General features: G+C 29.8%; 17 protein-coding genes. 16 read left to right on the plus strand and 1 reads right to left on the minus strand.

The annotated features are described in order from the left end of the window. Nucleotides 1-280 precede the first annotated feature (280 nt). Both ACJDTP_RS14840 and ACJDTP_RS14845 read left to right on the plus strand, forming a co-directional pair. Nucleotides 281-1,483, plus strand: a complete 1,203-nt coding sequence (locus ACJDTP_RS14840) for an FMN-binding protein (RefSeq protein WP_406761673.1) — start codon at nucleotides 281-283, stop codon at nucleotides 1,481-1,483. Nucleotides 1,484-1,504: 21 nt separating this feature from the next. Continuing rightward, the gene (locus ACJDTP_RS14845; RefSeq protein WP_406761674.1) at nucleotides 1,505-2,599 is read left to right on the plus strand and encodes an FMN-binding protein; all 1,095 of its coding nucleotides are present in this window, start codon (nucleotides 1,505-1,507) and stop codon (nucleotides 2,597-2,599) included. A gap of 228 nt (nucleotides 2,600-2,827) precedes the next feature. On the opposite strand, the gene ACJDTP_RS14850 is transcribed toward ACJDTP_RS14845, so the two are convergent. Continuing rightward, nucleotides 2,828-3,469: a TetR/AcrR family transcriptional regulator gene (locus ACJDTP_RS14850; protein ID WP_077308167.1), complete on the minus strand. Its 642-nt coding sequence runs from the start codon at nucleotides 3,467-3,469 to the stop codon at nucleotides 2,828-2,830. 185 nt (nucleotides 3,470-3,654) lie between these two features. On the opposite strand from ACJDTP_RS14850, the gene ACJDTP_RS14855 reads away from it, so the two are divergent. From ACJDTP_RS14855 to ltrA, 14 genes are all read left to right on the plus strand, one after another. After that, nucleotides 3,655-4,521 carry an EFR1 family ferrodoxin gene (locus ACJDTP_RS14855; protein ID WP_406761675.1) on the plus strand — a complete coding sequence of 289 codons (867 nt, stop codon included), beginning with the start codon at nucleotides 3,655-3,657 and terminating at the stop codon, nucleotides 4,519-4,521. Nucleotides 4,522-4,953: 432 nt separating this feature from the next. Next, entirely contained in the window at nucleotides 4,954-5,655 is a 702-nt protein-coding gene (locus ACJDTP_RS14860; protein ID WP_406761676.1) for an MBL fold metallo-hydrolase, read from the plus strand. 184 nt (nucleotides 5,656-5,839) lie between these two features. Further along, a complete protein-coding gene (locus tag ACJDTP_RS14865) occupies nucleotides 5,840-6,262 on the plus strand; it encodes a VOC family protein (RefSeq protein ID WP_077867840.1) in 423 nt (140 codons plus the stop codon). Nucleotides 6,263-6,870: 608 nt separating this feature from the next. After that, on the plus strand, nucleotides 6,871-8,028 hold the full coding sequence (locus ACJDTP_RS14870) for a glycosyltransferase (protein WP_406761677.1): 1,158 nt from the start codon (nucleotides 6,871-6,873) through the stop codon (nucleotides 8,026-8,028). Between the two features lie 194 nt (nucleotides 8,029-8,222). Further along, nucleotides 8,223-8,765: a UBA domain-containing protein gene (locus ACJDTP_RS14875; protein WP_406761678.1), complete on the plus strand. Its 543-nt coding sequence runs from the start codon at nucleotides 8,223-8,225 to the stop codon at nucleotides 8,763-8,765. A 261-nt stretch (nucleotides 8,766-9,026) separates the two neighbouring features. After that, entirely contained in the window at nucleotides 9,027-9,581 is a 555-nt protein-coding gene (locus ACJDTP_RS14880) for a UBA domain-containing protein (protein ID WP_406761679.1), read from the plus strand. Then, on the plus strand, nucleotides 9,574-10,254 hold the full coding sequence (locus tag ACJDTP_RS14885; RefSeq protein ID WP_406761680.1) for a response regulator transcription factor: 681 nt from the start codon (nucleotides 9,574-9,576) through the stop codon (nucleotides 10,252-10,254). Before ACJDTP_RS14880 ends, ACJDTP_RS14885 begins: the two co-directional genes overlap by 8 nt. After that, nucleotides 10,247-11,509 (plus strand): sensor histidine kinase, encoded by a 1,263-nt coding sequence (locus tag ACJDTP_RS14890; protein WP_406761681.1) that lies wholly within the window; start codon nucleotides 10,247-10,249, stop codon nucleotides 11,507-11,509. Before ACJDTP_RS14885 ends, ACJDTP_RS14890 begins: the two co-directional genes overlap by 8 nt. A 263-nt stretch (nucleotides 11,510-11,772) precedes the next feature. Continuing rightward, nucleotides 11,773-12,222, plus strand: coding sequence for a flavodoxin family protein (locus ACJDTP_RS14895; RefSeq protein ID WP_406761682.1), 450 nt, complete (start codon nucleotides 11,773-11,775; stop codon nucleotides 12,220-12,222). Between the two features lie 219 nt (nucleotides 12,223-12,441). Continuing rightward, complete coding sequence (locus ACJDTP_RS14900; protein ID WP_406761683.1) at nucleotides 12,442-13,533, plus strand: leucine-rich repeat domain-containing protein; 1,092 nt, start codon at nucleotides 12,442-12,444, stop codon at nucleotides 13,531-13,533. Nucleotides 13,534-13,732: 199 nt separating this feature from the next. Further along, nucleotides 13,733-14,251, plus strand: coding sequence for a GNAT family N-acetyltransferase (locus ACJDTP_RS14905; protein ID WP_406761684.1), 519 nt, complete (start codon nucleotides 13,733-13,735; stop codon nucleotides 14,249-14,251). 42 nt (nucleotides 14,252-14,293) lie between these two features. Beyond that, on the plus strand, nucleotides 14,294-14,668 hold the full coding sequence (locus ACJDTP_RS14910) for a hypothetical protein (protein WP_077843577.1): 375 nt from the start codon (nucleotides 14,294-14,296) through the stop codon (nucleotides 14,666-14,668). A 168-nt stretch (nucleotides 14,669-14,836) separates the two neighbouring features. Continuing rightward, a complete protein-coding gene (locus ACJDTP_RS14915) occupies nucleotides 14,837-15,979 on the plus strand; it encodes a glycoside hydrolase family 113 (protein WP_406761685.1) in 1,143 nt (380 codons plus the stop codon). A gap of 500 nt (nucleotides 15,980-16,479) precedes the next feature. Continuing rightward, nucleotides 16,480-17,648, plus strand: a 1,169-nt coding sequence (ltrA, locus tag ACJDTP_RS14920) for a group II intron reverse transcriptase/maturase (RefSeq protein WP_406761686.1), incomplete at its 3' end; no start/stop codon positions are given.

A 17,648-nucleotide genomic window follows, 5' to 3' on the forward strand; every position in this document is an offset into this window, starting at 1 on the left:
AATATTTAATGCAACTTATATAATTGTATTTTATATTAGAAAGTCAGCTAAGAGACTCAAAAAGTTTTCAAGAAAAAAGATATTGAAAATCATTATCAACTATGGTATTGTTTTGTAGTAAAGTTTTTATATCTTAATCTTATAAATAATTTACATAAAATTTTTATATTAAGACGAAAAGATAAAAAGGTTTTAATGGCATTATTTTAATACATTACTTTTAAGTAAATCAATGAAATTGATAGCTTAAACACATATTTTATTATTTAGGAGGTCATTTATGCTTAGTAAGAAAAGCAAATTATTAATATCATTATTGGTTGTGGGGAGCAGCGTGTTTACAGGCTGTGCAAATTTCAATTCAGCCGAAAAATCATCAACTGCAAAACCAACTTTTGCAGCTTGGGAGAAAAAAGAAAATGTTTGGCCAGAGTGGGCAGAGCCAAGTGCAGTAGATATAGATGAGGATGTGAAATATGCAACTTTCCAATTAAGATCTTCCATTGATCTTGAAAGTGCTCATGATAATATTAAACAGCTACGTTATTTAATTGAAAATACAAAACCATCAGAAGAGACTCCTTCATATTACTATTGGATGTATAACCTTGGGGATAGTCTTTTAAAAGTAGGTGAATATAAGTTAGCATACAACTATTTAACAAAAGTAATAGATTTACCAGCTGATACAGTTGTTAGTGAAACTAGAAAAGACGGTAAGATAGTAAAAAATACAAAGAAAGATTTAAATTTAGGTAGTAATGCAAAAGTTATGATTTTAAAGATATTAGCAGTTGAAGGATATGATGAAGAATTTAAGGCTAAGAATAAAGAGATTGAATATGATAGCCCAACTGATGCTTCAACAATAGCATTTGCACTTGGAGCTTTAGGTGATAAAGAAGAAGCATATAAGACCTTTGAATTTGCATCAAATCCAGATAACTTTAAGGAAAAGAGCAAATTAAAGACTGCAACTTCAAATGTAGGTTCGGCAGCTTATGCTTTTTCAAATGGGGATTATGATAAAGTCTTGCAACTAACAGATAAAATAAGTAAGGAAGGTGTTGATAGCAAAAATCCAGCATATTTTGAAGGTTTTGAAGATAATAACGAGTATGCAATGAGACAATGGAAAGCATCTTTTGCTCAAATTCAAGCTTATAGAGAATTAGCAGAGAAAGCTAAAAGTGGACAAGTAGCTGATTTAAAAGATCTTAAGGACGGAGAATATGAAGGCAGTTCAATTAGTTTTATGCAAAGTCCTGTAAATGTTAAAGTCACAGTTAAGGATGGCAAAGTATCAAATGTAAAAGCTAATCAAGCAACTCCTCAAGATGATAGATCTAATGGAGCTTTTGATATTATTGCAGATAGAATTGTGGAAAAACAATCTACAGATGTTGATACTATTTCTGGTGCTACTTTATCAAGTGAAGCTGTTAGAATTGGTACTTTAGAAGCATTATTAAAAGCTAAATAATTAGAAAGTTGGAGAAATAACTTGAAAGTAAATGTAAAAAAAATCGGAATAAGAAAGATAATTCAATTAATAGCAGCGCTCCCATTAACTATAATGCTTATAAATAATTTTAGCTATAGTGCCACTATACTAGTTATAATAGCGGCAATTTGTGGCTCCTTTTATTGCGGATATTTGTGTCCTTTTGGTTTACTACAAGAGTTATCTTCTGCAGTAGGAAAGAAGCTCAAAATAAAAAAGAAAACAATACCAGATAAACTTGATAAGATATTGAGATTGCTTAGATATGTACTATTTGTTTTAGTAACTTTTTTCTCTATAGGTTTTATAAGTTCTTTATTAAAATTTGATGCGAGATCTAATTTGTTCTTAATTCTAACGGGTAAACCAGCTAAAATTATTATGTTTGTAAGCATTTTAGGATTTGCCGCTTTGTCTTTATTTTATAATAAAATTTTCTGTAAATATTTTTGTATTCAAGGAGCAAAATATGGACTAGCTAGTTATTTGAGGTTGTTTACAATAAAAAGAGATGCAAACTCCTGCATTAATTGTAAGCGCTGCGATAAAGCATGTGATATGAATATTAAAATATCTACCTGCAACAAAACAGTTAACTCGCTTAATTGTATAAACTGCTTTGAATGTATTAAAAATTGTCCTAAAAAAAATACCCTCACATATGGGATGGTTGAAGGTAAAGCACGTAATATAAAAATTGCCTGCTCTCTGGGTGTATTATTGATGTTTTTTTGTATAAATCAATACAGGCAGCAGACTAATATAAAATCAGAAGAGGGAGTAGTAAAAGAAGAAACAACCGCGCCCAAAAAAGAAGAAGCTGATAGTTCTGTATATTATGTTGGTAACAGTGCTGGGTATAAGGGTAATATAAAAGTTAAGGTAGGAGTTAGTGATGGCAAGATTACTAAAGTATCTGTACTAGAGCAGCAGGATGACTGGGATTATTACAGTAAAGCCAAAAAGGGTGTAATAAATGAAATTTTAGAAAAACAGTCTACAGATGTTGATGTTGTTTCAGGTGCTACATATTCATCTAAAGGTATAATAGGTGCAGTAAAAGATGCTCTTGAAAATAAAGTGGTAGCTGAATAATTTCTTATAAGTTAATAAAAAGATCATATTTTTATGTTTAGAAGATCAATAATTATATAGAATGTGGTAATGAATAAGATATCTAAATTAACGCTGGCAATAAGCAGTAAAAGCTTTTGTCAGCGTTATAATTTTATTTTACTATAATAATTTTTATTTATTTGATAGAAATGAAATGGAATACTCTTAGAAAATTAAGGAGAAAGTGCAAAAATGATAACTCTTAGGCTACTGATGTTTAAAAGAATCTAATAGCATCTCAATTGTGAATTTAATAAATGCTTCCTTGTCTAAACCAAAATAATTTGTGTAGGTATTACCTGATAAAGAAAGCATCTGGAAGAAGCCTGTAACAACAAAAATTGAGGAAAGGGCAAGTGTAGATATTTCTAAATCAGAACGAATACTTCCATCAGTTTTTCCTTCACGAAATATCTTAATTAGTTCCTCAAACAAGCATTTATCTAAATCAGTAAATTTGTCACGATAAGGAATATTCATCCCTTCAGAATTTGATTTTATAACTCCACACGTATTTGTTAATTGAACCATTTCAGGAAAGTTACAAAAATAATTATAATAAGCATAGTAAGATAAGCGTATTTTTTCAAAGCCTGTATTCCCTTTTTGGCTTTCACTTTGTATCATCTTAAAAAGATTCTTATAGCCTCGTAATGAAACTGCAAAGAATAGGTCTTCTTTGCAAGTGAAATATCTGTAAATTGTCCTCTTAGTAAACTCACATTCTTTAGCTAGATTATCCATTGACACTTTTTCAAATCCATATTTACAAAATAGATCTTCAGCTGTAGATACTATGATATTTTCACGTTCTAATCGTTCTTTCTCTTGTCTTGTTAATTCCTTCAAAAAACATCTCTCCCATCTATTGACAAAGAAATAGGTAAAAAAGTATACTGATGGTATATTAGTATACCGATAGTATACCAATTTGTATGGATTTTATCAAGCAATCAGAAGCAAATGGAAAGGCAAAATAAAGAAAAGATATCAGATTTAAAAATTTAAAAAAATGGTAAGGAGGTTATTAGAATATGAAATCAGTTATAATTTATTATTTTTCAGGAACAGGTAATACAGAACTTGTTGCTAACATGGTTAAAGAAGGATTTACGAATTACAAATACAGAGTTAGTGTAGTGAAAATTGAAGATGTTTTAAAGAAAAATCTTGAAATAGACGTTGAGAAATATGATTTGGTTGGAATTGGATGTCAAGTTATTGGATTTGGTATACCTAATATAGTATATAAGTTTATTAATAGTATGCCTAAAGTATTGCACAAAAAGATGTTTATTTTCAGAACGGCAGGTGGGGTGGCACCAATTAATTATAATTCCTCAAGACCAATAATAAGAAAACTTTCGAAAAAAGGATATGAGGTTTTCTATGAGAGGATATTCTCTATAAGCAGCAATTGGATAGATAAATTTGATGATATAATTATTAAAAAACTCTATGAGGCAACAACTAAAAAGATAGCTATCATGTGTAAAGAAGTTATTAACGGTGAAAGTCGAATACTTAAAACAGGAATTGGTATTAAGGTGCTTATGACAGGAGTTGTGTCAATAACTCGATGGATATTTCCTTTGCTTGGAAAAGATTTAAGTGCTAACGAATTATGCAATCATTGTGGACTTTGCATAAGGAATTGTCCAACTAGAAATATATATGAGAGTAATGGTAAAATTAAATTTAATTTTTCTTGCTGCAGTTGTATGCGATGTGTTTACTCTTGTCCTAAAACTGCTATTAACTATAGATTATTTACTTTTTTTCGTATATCAGATGGATATAACATAAAAAAAATTATTGGACAACCACTTAATGAAAGGAAAATAAATAGCAAAAAGGTTCCTAAATTTTATTATAATTATATTAGCAATGACACGATGTAACTTTAATAATTCAAGTGGACATCATGATATAGAGATAGTTAAATTTGATTAAAAGTGAATAACAGGCTGAAGTATACTTTACAATCAGTGTTACATGGTAATAAGCACAGATTCTAAATAGAAATAATCCAGAAGCACCACTGTATTTTAATATTATCTACCATAAATATGGTGAAGAATATATATTCTTCAGAAAAAATAGATTTTTATGTTAACTAAAATAGGAAAACAAGTCCTAATATCAGCAAAGAAAAGTTTTAGCTCCATGAGGGAGAGTTAATGGTTGCGCAATATTATTTTCTATGTAAATTCCAAGAAACGGAATGTTAAAAAATGTTATAATAGAAATGAAATTACAGCATGTTTATAAGATCTGCTGTTTGGAATATATTATGAGCGAAGTATAAATTATGATAGAAATGAGAGGGAGTTATGAATAGATTAGAGTTTTTAGGAAGAGGATCAGGGTATCACATTAAAGAAGGAAATACTGCTGCCTATATAAGAAAAAACGAAATATTTTTACTCATAGATTGTGGTGAAACTGTATTTAAAAGGATTTTGGAAAAAGAATTACTTGAAGGAATTAAAGAGATACATGTATTAATCACTCATATGCATTCAGATCATATTGGTTCATTAGGTGGATTTATAGGATTCTGCTATTGGAAATATAAAATAGTGACTAAGGTTTATTTTAATGAAAAAGAAAAAATAAGTATGTTTTTAGAACTTCTCGGATTAAAAGAAGGTGAGAGTTTTATTGTGGATAATGCTGATAATAAGAGAATTGACTCATTGGGATTGAAATTTTCAGCATCGGTAACTAATCACGTCAAGACATTGAATACTTATTCTTATAAATTAGAGTTTGATAAAGAAAATGATATTTTTTATAGTGGAGATACATATGAGACAAACTTTGATTTAATTCCTTATCTAGAGTCGGGAAATTTAGTTTATCATGATGCATGCCTTAATGATAATAAAGAGAATGTACACACTTCTTTAAGAGTGTTAAGTGAAAATATTCCTATCAAATATAGAAATCAAGTTTATTGTATTCATATTGATGGAGAAAATTTTATTGAGGAAGCACAGAAACAAGGTTTTAATGTAGTTGACCTAGTATAATCTAGGAAGAGTCATAGGAATTATAAAATATATTTGTATGAATGTAATAATTTTTCAGATGAAGCATGGAGTCAATGGAAATAGTAATTAGAATGGTCAGCCATAAAAGAAACTCGTGATAATTATGTTGAAAGATAAATGTGATTCATGTATTGATTTTAATGAAGTAATGGAGGGATAAATAATGATTCAATCAATTGTACATATTGCTTTAGTAGTGAAAGATTATGATGAAGCAATAGAGTTTTACACAAAAAAACTTCATTTTGAATTAGTGGAAGATACATACCAGCCAGAACAACAGAAAAGATGGGTAGTAGTATCTCCGCCAGGTTCAAGTGGAACAACAATACTGCTTGCAAGGGCATCTAAGCCTGAACAAGAGGATTTTATAGGAAACCAAGCAGGGGGAAGAGTTTTTCTTTTCTTAGGAACTGATGATTTTTGGCGTGATTATAATGAAATGAGAGAAATAGGAATAGAATTTGTGAGAGAGCCTAAAGAACAGGATTATGGAATTGTTGCAGTATTTAAAGATCTATATGGTAACTTGTGGGATCTGGTTGAGTTTAACGAAAATCATCAAATGTTCAAAAGAGTTAAATAAATCACAATTTATCTCACTTAGAAATAAGAAAATTATAAAACAACACAGATAATCTATAAGCAGAAGTAGCTAAGTTAAGAAGGAAAAACAGATGATTAGGTATACAATTAACGCTGGCAATAAGTAGTAGCAGCTTTTGCCAGCGTTATAATTTTATTTCTAAGCAAAAACGATTCACAAGCACCATTGTATTCTAATATTATCTACCATAAATATGGTGAAGAATATATATTCTAAGCCATATTTATTCTGAAGAATACTAGAATATATATTCTTCAGAATATGCTTGAATAATGCGGAGTTGAAGGCCGCAACCTTAAGAAAACATAGATTTTTACGTTATTTAAAATATGAGAACATGTTCTAATATCAGCAGAGAAAAGTTTTGAGAGTATTAATAAATTTATGGAGTGTGTTTTTAAATAATTGAGGATGAAATAAAAATTGAATTGAAAAAGAGAGAAGACTTTTGTAAAAAGCAAATTGCTTTAGATAATTAAAAGGTTTGCCTATAATGATAGAATTGTGAGGGAAAATATTCATATAAGAAGCTTATTAAGTATAAAATATTAGAATACTGTATCATATATAAAAAGGAATGACTAACTATGAAAATTTTAATAGCACCTATGGCAGCAATGGCGGAGACAAGTGGCCCTTTTTCAAGAGCAGCAGCTTTATGTAATAAATTAATAGAAAGAAAACATGAAGTTGCATTTTGCGCAGCAGAAGATATAAATTATAAAAAAATAGAAAGTGTAAAGAATTATTATACGCCAATTCCATCACCATTTGGAATGCCTATGTCTTTGGGAAAAAGAATGTTTAAAATTGGACAATTACTTGGAATTCAACAGAAGAAAAAGGTTAATAGTTATGAACAGGTACTTCATTTTGTTGGAGCAATTACGTACAAGCATTTTTCAGAAGATGTGTCTTGTATAAGAAAGGCAATACTAGATTTTAAGCCGGATGTGGTATATGCCGAATTTAGAATTGCGGCTATTGTTGCTTCAAAACTTGAAAATATTAAAGTTGTTACAGGATTCAGTTATCCTGCTTCGAAGTATTTTGCCTCTAATTCTGAATATAGCACAGGAGTTAAAAGATTTATTCAAGAAAATAAACTACCTCCAATCGAATCAGCACTTGATATATTTAATTGGGCGGATCTAAAAATAGTTCCGAGCTCCTATGAGTTAGAACCCATTAATGATGAAAATTTAGTTTTTACAGGTCCGTTTTTTGTACCTAATTTTAAATCAGAATATCATAATAAAAATAAAATTATAGCATACATGGGCAACGGGACAATTTTACCGAAGAAAGTTATATACACTTTAACGCAAGCATTTGAGCAAACTAATTTTCAAATATATATTGCAACAGAACAAGTGAAACCATACACGAAAAATAATATTAATGTAGATAAAAGATTTGATTTTAGCAAACTTATGCCAGAAGCCATAGCTTATATAAACCATGGTGGTCAAAATAGTATTATGACGGGTTTAATATATGGCGTACCTCAAATTGTATGCCCTGGAAATGTATTTGAGAGAAAGTATAATGCGGCTTCAATATCTAATTTGAAGGCAGGTGTCTCATTAGAAACAAATATTTTTAATGCAGAAACGATTAAGAAAATAGTCAATGAATTTAGTACAAATAATATATATGCAGATAATTCTAAGAAAGCAGGAGAAAAATTATTAAATCTAGGAGGGACAAGTAAAGCGGTACAGGCTATAGAAAATATAATATAATTAACAATATTTTTAAGTATTAGTATAGCAAAATGAAAGATATAATTATTTGGCTGATTGCGTCTGTTATCATATTATTATAAAAAATTATGCATTTTTAATCTGATTTTAATCTTTCTTATATTTTAGATTAATTTTCTCTAAGTACTATATAAACATGATAAGTCAATACAAAGTTTTGGAGGATGATTAATATGGAAAGAAATGAAATGATTAAAATTTTAATGGAAAAGACTAAAGTAAGTTATGAAGAAGCAGAAGAAGTGTTGCAAGAATGTGACTTTGATCTTTTAGACGCTATAATTTATTTAGAAAGACAAGGAAAAGTTGAAAATAATGGAGCCAATACAATTATAGAAGTGGCTGTAGATAATAATGAAGAAAATAAAAAAGAAAATGAGAAAAATCATAAAAAGAAAAGTGGGGGCATTGGAGAAATTATTGGTAGAGTATTTAAGTTTATAGGGAAGGGTATAAGTAAAGGAAATGAAAACTATTTTGAAATGAAAAAGGAAAATAAAAAGCCAATAAGGATATCACTTACGATAGCAGCGTTACTTTTAATAATCGGTTTTTGGCCTGTTTCAGTATTATTATTAGTTGGTTTATTTTTTGGATATAAATATTCAATAGAAGGTCCTGATATTAATACTGATAAGGTTAATGATATTTTGGATAAAGCTTCAGAATCAGCAGATAATATAAAAAGTGATTTTAAAGAAAGCTATAAAGGATAGGATTAATCTAATGACAGCACTAGAGGTTTTGAAATTATTCGAAGCCTCTAATTTTGTATATATAAAAGAATTAGATTAAATGGTATAATTTATGCGATAGCTAGCATCCGTAACGCTCCCCTTTATTCCAATTGGAGATAACGGCTGCACGCTACTGTACTAGGTGCTCCTTGTGGGTATAAGTTAAACTAAATTCAGCTGGAGTATACTCCGCCTGAAAAGTTTCACTTTATCAGATAGCTATGGATATGGAGGGTTACTATGGAAGATTATAAGCTTGTAGAAAAATTAAAAAACGAAGCTAATATAAGTTATGAAGAAGCAAAAATTGCGCTTGAGCAGTCAAACTGGGACATTTTAGATGCGTTTGTTTATTTGGAAGAAAAGGGTAAAGTTCAAAAGCCCTCTGTTAGTATCTTTTATACCAATGAATATAAGGAAAATCATAAAAATAGCTTGTTAACTAATAATAAGAATCAAGGGAATAATTATAATAATACAAAAAGGGATAATAGATTTGAAGGGATTTTTGTAAAAGTATGCAAAATAATAGACATATGCAATAATATTTTCTTTGAGATAAAGAAAGAGAATAAGATATTTCTTAGAATTCCAGTCACAGTGATTATAGTATTATTAATATTTGCGTTTTGGGCAGTTATACCTTTATATATAGTAGGTCTTTTCTTTGATTTTGAGTTTTCAATATCAGGAAATAGGGTAGAAATAAATAAGATTAATCATGTACTTAAGGAAATATCAGAAAATATTAAAAAGATAAAAGGTAAATTAAAGAGGGGATTTAAAAATGGTTAAAATTTTAATTGTTGAGGATGATGAGAAACTTGCAAGATTTGTAGAGTTAGAATTGTTACATGAAGGATATGAAATCTTAAAAGCGGATAATGGAAGATTAGGTCTTGAAATAGCTGAGAAGGGTGAAGTAGATTTAGTACTTCTTGATATAATGATTCCGCAAATAAATGGATTAGAAGTATTACGTAGAATTAGAAAAAGTTCAGATTTGCCTGTTATAATGCTTACTGCAAGGGATGCTGTTATGGATAAAGTATCTGGACTTGATGCAGGAGCAGATGATTATATAACAAAACCTTTTGCAATAGAAGAGTTATTAGCAAGAATAAGAACAGCGCTTAAAAGAAGAACTGTTATTGAAAAAAGAGATACAGACATAATAAGCTGCGGATTATTGTCTTTAGATAAGATTAGACATAAGGTAACGTATGATAATACAGAAATAGAATTAACAAACAGAGAGTTTACTTTACTAAAAATTTTATTGGAAAATAAGAACATAGTATTAACTAGAGATATACTAATGGAAAAAGTATGTGGCTATGATTATATTGGAGAAACTAATGTAATAGATGTTTATATAAGATTTTTAAGAACTAAAATAGATGATGCATTTAAAACAAAGATAATAACCACAGTACGTGGGGTTGGATACGTTATAAAAGATGAGTAAGGTTAATAAATCAAAAAATGTTACATCTATTGCAATAAAACTAAATTCTATTTTTGTAAGAAAGCTATTTTCAAAGTTTCTTTGGATTGACATATTTTTAATACTCTTTCTTATTGGATATTGGTGCATTGATTTGGAAATTAATTTCTATGGAGAATTTTTGTTAAATGCCAAAAGAACATTTGTCATTTTTCCCATAGAAAGTTCCACATATACAGTAGTTTTTGATAATGGTAAAACTATGATTAAAGATGCAAGTAGTTATTTATATATAATTCAAATGGTAGCTCAATCTATAGCAATTATAGAGGGAATATTTTTATTGAAGGAAATCATATTTGGAACAATGAAAATTAGAAGGACGCTAAAACCTCTTGATGAAATAGCTAAAACTGCAAGCAGACTTAGTAATATGACATTTGATGAAGAAAAGTTTCAAAATCTTGAGGAGGCCATCTCTAAGATTAGCCCTGTAATCTCTGATGAAAGAATATATACAGGAGATAGTGAGCTTCATGGGTTAGAGGAGGCAATAAATAATCTTTTGGAAAGAATGAGAGATTCTTATAAACAACAAGCAAGGTTTGTTTCTGATGCATCCCATGAACTTAGGACTCCAATTTCAGTAATTCAAGGTTATGCTAATATGCTGGATCGTTGGGGAAAAAATGATGAAAGTGTATTAAACGAGTCTATTGAAGCCATTAAAAGTGAATCTGAAAATATGAAAAATCTAGTAGAACAGCTGTTATTTTTAGCTCGAGGGATTAATGGCAAAACACAGATTAACCCTAAAGAGTTTTTACTAAATGATATGATGAATGAAGTACTTGAAGAGTCGAAGATGATAGATGAAAAGCACATATATAAATACCATAGTTCGGAAGAAATAATAGTTCATGGTGATATTGGTTTACTTAAGCAGGCAGCTAGAATATTAATTGAAAATGCAGCTAAGTATACTGGAGAAAATGAAGTTATAATGCTAAAAACAGGAATAAATGAAAAAGGGGAACCTTATTTTTCAATTCAGGATAATGGTATAGGAATGGATGAAAAGGACATACCACATATATTTGAGCGATTCTTTAGAGCAGATACTGCAAGAGTTAGAAAGAACGGTGGCACTGGGTTAGGATTATCTATAGCAAAATGGATTGTTGATGGACATAAAGGATATTTCTCTGTACTAAGCAGAAAAGGCATTGGTACTAGGATAACAATATTTTTACCTGGCAGCTCGATAAATTTTTAACTGAAAGTATAAGTGAAGAAGGATACAGAAGAAGATATTTTAAAAATAAATCTATATAATAATATTTAAATTAAAATACTATTAACCACAATATATATGTTGCAAAAATAATTCTTCATTATAATTCTAAAAATATTACAAGAATTTTAGCCGTAATTGTGAAATGTGCATTGTGAATTGTAATATATATGAAAACAGAACAATTGAATATTTACAAAATATGTTATAATTGGTTTATAGTATATTTTTAGGAGGATATTAATATGAAAGTTTTATTAATCTACTCATCTATACATCATGGCAATACGGAAAAAATAGCAAGGGTAATGGGCGAATCTATAAATGCTGATATAATAGAAACAAGAGATTTAAAGATAAATACATTAAATGAATATGATCTAATAGGTTTTGGTTCTGGAATATATTATGGGAAGTTACATAAAAATATTCTTGAGTTAATTGACAAGTTACCAACTTTGTCTAATAAAAAAGTATTTGTTTTTTCTACGAGTGGACAGGGTAAAACCAAATATAATGGTTTTGTTGAACAAAAGCTAAAAGAAAAAGGGTTTAATGTTGTTGGTAGCTTTGCATGCAAGGGTTATGATACTTTTGGACCATTTAAATTAATCGGTGGAATCGCTAAAGGCAGACCAAATGATAAGGATTTTCAAAATGCAAAAGGTTTTGCTAAAAAACTTATGTCTTTATAATATTTTATAATTATTTACAAGCAAAAATAAATAATAAATTGAAATATCGCATTTAGAAAATGTGGTATTTTTTTTGCAGCTTTAAAGTGCGACAATGCGAGTAGGATTATTATATTTATTATAAAGGATTAAAAGATTTATAGACAATTATTTATAGGAATGGTAAAATTTAATATATTATTAATATTTATTAAGTTTTAGGGGATATAGGAGAGAAATATGAAAGAGTTAAAATTAACAAAAGTAATAGCTAGTATATTAGTAGCAGCTTCAGTATTGGCATTAAATCCAATAGGAGCAAATGCAGAATGGAGACAGGATGCAAAAGGCTGGTGGTATACAGAAGGAAACTCATGGGCTGAAGGTTTTAGAGTAATAGATGGGTATTTATATTTTTTTGATTCACAAGGATATATGGATCATGGTAAGCCAAATGATTTTGGGGATAAAGTTGGATTAAATGATGATGGTCAATTTACAAATGTCACAGTAAATGGAGCATGGGCTTTTTGCAAATTATCAGGTGAAATAGTAGCATATCTAGGTTCTGACAGCAATGTAGTAATTCCAGATAAAATTGATAATGTTGCAGTAACAGGTATAGGTAATAAGGCGTTTTATAAACACAATAATATTAAAACTATAATTATTCCTAATAGTGTAACAAACATAGAAGACTCTGCATTTTATGGCTGTGCAAATTTGGCAAGCTTAAATATTCCAGCAAGCGTTCAATCTATAGGGGAAAAAGCATTAATAGGTTGTAGTAGCTTAGCAAATATATCTGTAGATGATAATAATATAAGTTATAAAAGTGTTGATGGAGTGTTATATAGTAAAAACGGAACTAATATACTATGTTATCCGGCTGCAAAAGTAGATAAAAATTATACAATTCCGAGTGGTGTAATAATTATAGGAAATAGTGCGTTTAGTAAATGTACAAACCTAACAAGCATAGAAATTCCTGATGGTGTAAAAACCATAGATTACAGAGCATTTGAAGGGTGTATAGGCTTAACAGAGATAAAAATTCCTGATAGTGTAACAAGTATAGTAAATAGTGCATTTATCGGATGTTCAAACTTAACAAGTGCAAACATTCCAAGTGGTTTGACATCTATAGAACCTAGTATATTTGCAGGTTGCACTAACTTAACAAGCATGACAATTCCTAACAGTGTAACTCAAATAGGAATGAGTGCATTTGGTGGATGTAAAAATACCAACTTTTATGTAAAGAGTGAAGCAATGAAACAACTTTTACGTAGATCTGGTGTAAATCAAAATAAGATTGTAGTAAGCGTTTAGTCATAAATAATAATTAAATAAATAATTTTATAGAGTGGCTTAAAGCTGCTCTATTTTCATAAACAAGATTTTTATTTCACATATATAGTATTTATGAGGTAAGGTATAAAATGCTATTTAAAAATTTAGAAGTGTGGTGTTTACAAGATATGTTATAATAAGTGAAAGAAAAAATAGTGATTTGTGGAGGAGAAAGACGATGGTCAGGGTTGCTACTGTAGATGATATTTTGGAAATAGAAAAGATATATAATGAGATTTTGGATTATGAAGAACAAACAGTGTCTTATACAAATTGGCAAAAGGGGCTTTATCCAACAGTTGATTATGCTAGGAGTGCTATTGATAATAATACAATGTTTGTTGGTGAAGACGAAGAAGGAATATATGGATGCGTAGTGCTTAATAGTATTCAACCCAAAGAATATGACAACATTTCGTGGGTTACAAAGGCAAAACCAAGTGAAATTATGGTCATTCATACTTTGTGTATTCGACCTTCTGCAAGTGGCAAAGGTAAAGCAAAAATAATGATGGAATTTATTGAAAAATACTCAAAAGAGCAAGGATATAAAGTTATTCGCCTTGATACTTACGAAGGCAATATTCCAGCTGCAACGCTATATCCTAAGATTGGATATCTTTATGTAGGTACAACAAAATTTCATTTTCAAAATGTAATATGGGAAGATTTGAAGTGTTTTGAAAAATCATTATAGTAAAAAATATAAATCAAAAGGATATTTAGGAGGTAAAATTCCATGGAAAAATACACAAGAGAAGAATTGGTAGATGCACTAAAAGTTGTGTCTTCAACTATTAATAATTGTGAAAAAGCGCAGCTAAAATTTGCAGAAGGCACCTCACAACATACTCTTCTTAAAAATAGGCTAAAAGCTCTATATATTTCAAAATCATTAATAATAGATGAAGATATTGTGGATAAATATACAAAAGAAGAATTAATGGAAGCACTACCACCAGTAGCTTCTATTATCAGCAAATGTGAAAAAGCTAAACTAAAATTTGAGGAAGGTACATCTCATCATACTCGCCTTAAGAATATCATAAATGCAATGTATATTTCAAAATTGTTAATAACAGATGAAATTAATAAAAGAGAGAGCAAGATTTGATATTATTTTCATATGGTGGAGCGATCTGTAAAGCTCACATAACAAATAAAAATGTTTTTTAAATTAACTAATGTGTTACCTTAAATTGTGTTATAATAGGAATATATTTACAAAGGTGAATATCAAATAGAACTTATAAAAGCACACAGTTAGGGGAGAAATAAATACATGAAATATATAAACAATTGCAAAGCAGTAAATAAAATGAAAAATATAATTTTAATAGCAATTATTTTCATTAGTTTTTTTATTATTTCATCTAATGTACAAGCAGCAACTCTTACAAATGATCAAACATCAAATTCTAAAATCGGATGGACAATTGATGGGAAGAAGATTAAATCAGGTAGTTTATCAACAGACTATAATACTGAACAAGTGCTAAATGATATAAATAAGTTTCAATTGAATACCTTAAATATACCTGTAATGATAGATATTGATAATATTTCTTCGAGTAATATGATAGTTGATAAAATAAGTGAAGAAAAGGCAATTGATTTAATTAAACAATTGAAGAATACAAATGCAAATATAAATGTAATATTAGAGCCATATCCTTGGATAGAGCAGGGGACAAAGGCTGAAACTGAATGGAAACCTAATAACATGAATGCTTTCTTTTTAAATTGGAAAACCAATATATTAAAGACACTGATAACTGATATTGCAGTGCCATATAATGTAACAGCCCTAAATATAGGAAGTAATCTAGTTAACATGGAATCAGAAGAAAACAATTGGTGCGATACGATAGATTACGTTAGAACATATTATAAAGGATTGGTAACATACAGAACAAATAAATGGGACACTGCTTCATGGGCCCCTGACAGTATTACCGCATATAATAACAAGTTAAATAATAAGTTATTTTCAAAAGTTGATTTTATTTCTATAGCAGCTTATTTCGAACTTACAAACAATCCTACAAATACTGTTGGAAATCTTACAAGCGCAATAGAAAATTCTCAGATAGATTTTGGTGGACAAGTTAGACACCAGAATATAAAACAAGAAATAAAAAACTTCTATGATAAATGGAATAAGCCTATTTTCTTTGGAGAACTTGGTTTTCCTAAATTTGATTATGCGTCATATGAGCCTTGGAATTGGAATCCATATAAGAATAATGACATTAATAATGTTGAGCAAGCTAATTGTTTTGAAGCCTATAGAAGAGAGTTTCAAGACGAACCTTGGTTTCTAGGATTTTCTATATTTGCAGTGGGTGAACAAAGCAATGACAAACATTATTATCCCAGCCAAGAAAGTACAGAAGTCATAAAAAAATGGTATAACAATAGATAATGAATTATTGTATGCAGTTGTAAAAATAAATAGTAAATTGAAGTATCACGTATCATATGATAAGTGATACTTTTTGCTAGTGTGCCCAGCATGGGCACGTACTAATCGGTGAAAGTCCGTAATGGGGGCTGATAGTGCCAACCATTTAGCTAACGGCAAGGGTGTCCATCGTGAGGTGGAATCTGAAGGAAGCCAAAAGCAAAACCTTGGTCTGAGGTACACGAATCACATATGAGGCTCAAAGCTATGGGCAAACTTGCTAGACAAAGTAAAGCCCCATAACCATCCGAAATAGCTAGAGTAAATGTGGCAGATAGATGAGGTGAAAGTGCGTGCTCTTACCTGGGGAGGTCTGATAGATGCGTACCAAATGAATTAAATTTCTAGGATACAACCTATATAGTGATATATAGCTGAACTATCAGAAGTCAGCAGAAGTCATAGTAACTCCGCTAATCGCGATAGCGGATGAAGGACTGAACGTTAGGAGGTTTACAACTTTGGATAAATCAAAGAAATTGCAAAGAAAGCAGAAAACTCAATATAGAGACCAATTGATGGAAGTAGAAGTGGAACTTCAAGGTAAATCAAAGGTGCCGAGTAATTCTATGGTTTTACCAAATAGAGAAAGCGTAAACGGTGGAGCATTTGATAATAGTAGATTACTTGAAGAAGTTCTAGAAAGAAATAATATGATTTTAGCGCTTAAAAGAGTAATTAGCAATAAAGGGAGCCACGGTGTAGATGGAATGAAGACCGATGAACTTCGTGAGCATATCAAGAAACACTGGGAAACAATTAAAGCTAAACTACTAGAAAATAAGTATAATCCGTCACCTGTAAGGAGAAAAGAAATATCCAAACCAGATGGTGGAGTTAGACTTTTAGGGATACCAACTGTACAAGATAGATTGATTCAACAGGCTATTGCTCAAGTATTATCTAAAATATATGAACCATTATTTTCAGAGAATAGTTTCGGATTCCGTCCTCGCAGAGGAGCAAAGGATGCTATAACGAAATCAAAACAATATATAAATCAAGGCAATAGATGGGTTGTAGATATGGATTTAGAGAAATTCTTTGATAAAGTTAATCATGATATTCTCATGAGTAAACTTGAAAAGAAAATACAAGACAAAAGATTGTTATCATTAATAAGAAAGTATCTTAAAAGCGGAATTCTTATTAACGGCATCTCGATAACGAGTGAAGAAGGAACACCACAGGGTGGTCCATTAAGTCCATTATTAGCAAACATAATTCTAGACGAACTTGATAAAGAACTTGAAAAAAGAGGACACAAATTCTGTAGATACGCAGACGATAATAATGTATACGTTAGAAGCAAAAGAGCAGGAGTCAGAGTAATGAATTCTATGACAAATCTTATTGAGAATAAACTGAAACTTAAAGTTAACAAGAATAAGAGTGCAGTAGACTTTGTATCTAGAAGAAGATTTTTAGGATTTTCATTTTACTTTTCGAAAAGCGGAGCAGAAATAAGAATCCATGAGAAATCCATAAATAGATTTAAGGAAAAGGTTAAATTCTATACTAACAGAAATAAAGGAATTAGAATGGAATACAGACTACTAAAATTAAATCAAATCACAAGAGGATGGATTAATTATTATGGAATTGCTAACGCACGCGGAAAGCTAATTGA

The organism is Candidatus Clostridium helianthi (assembly GCF_045310795.1).
Lineage (GTDB): Bacteria > Bacillota > Clostridia > Clostridiales > Clostridiaceae > Clostridium > Clostridium helianthi.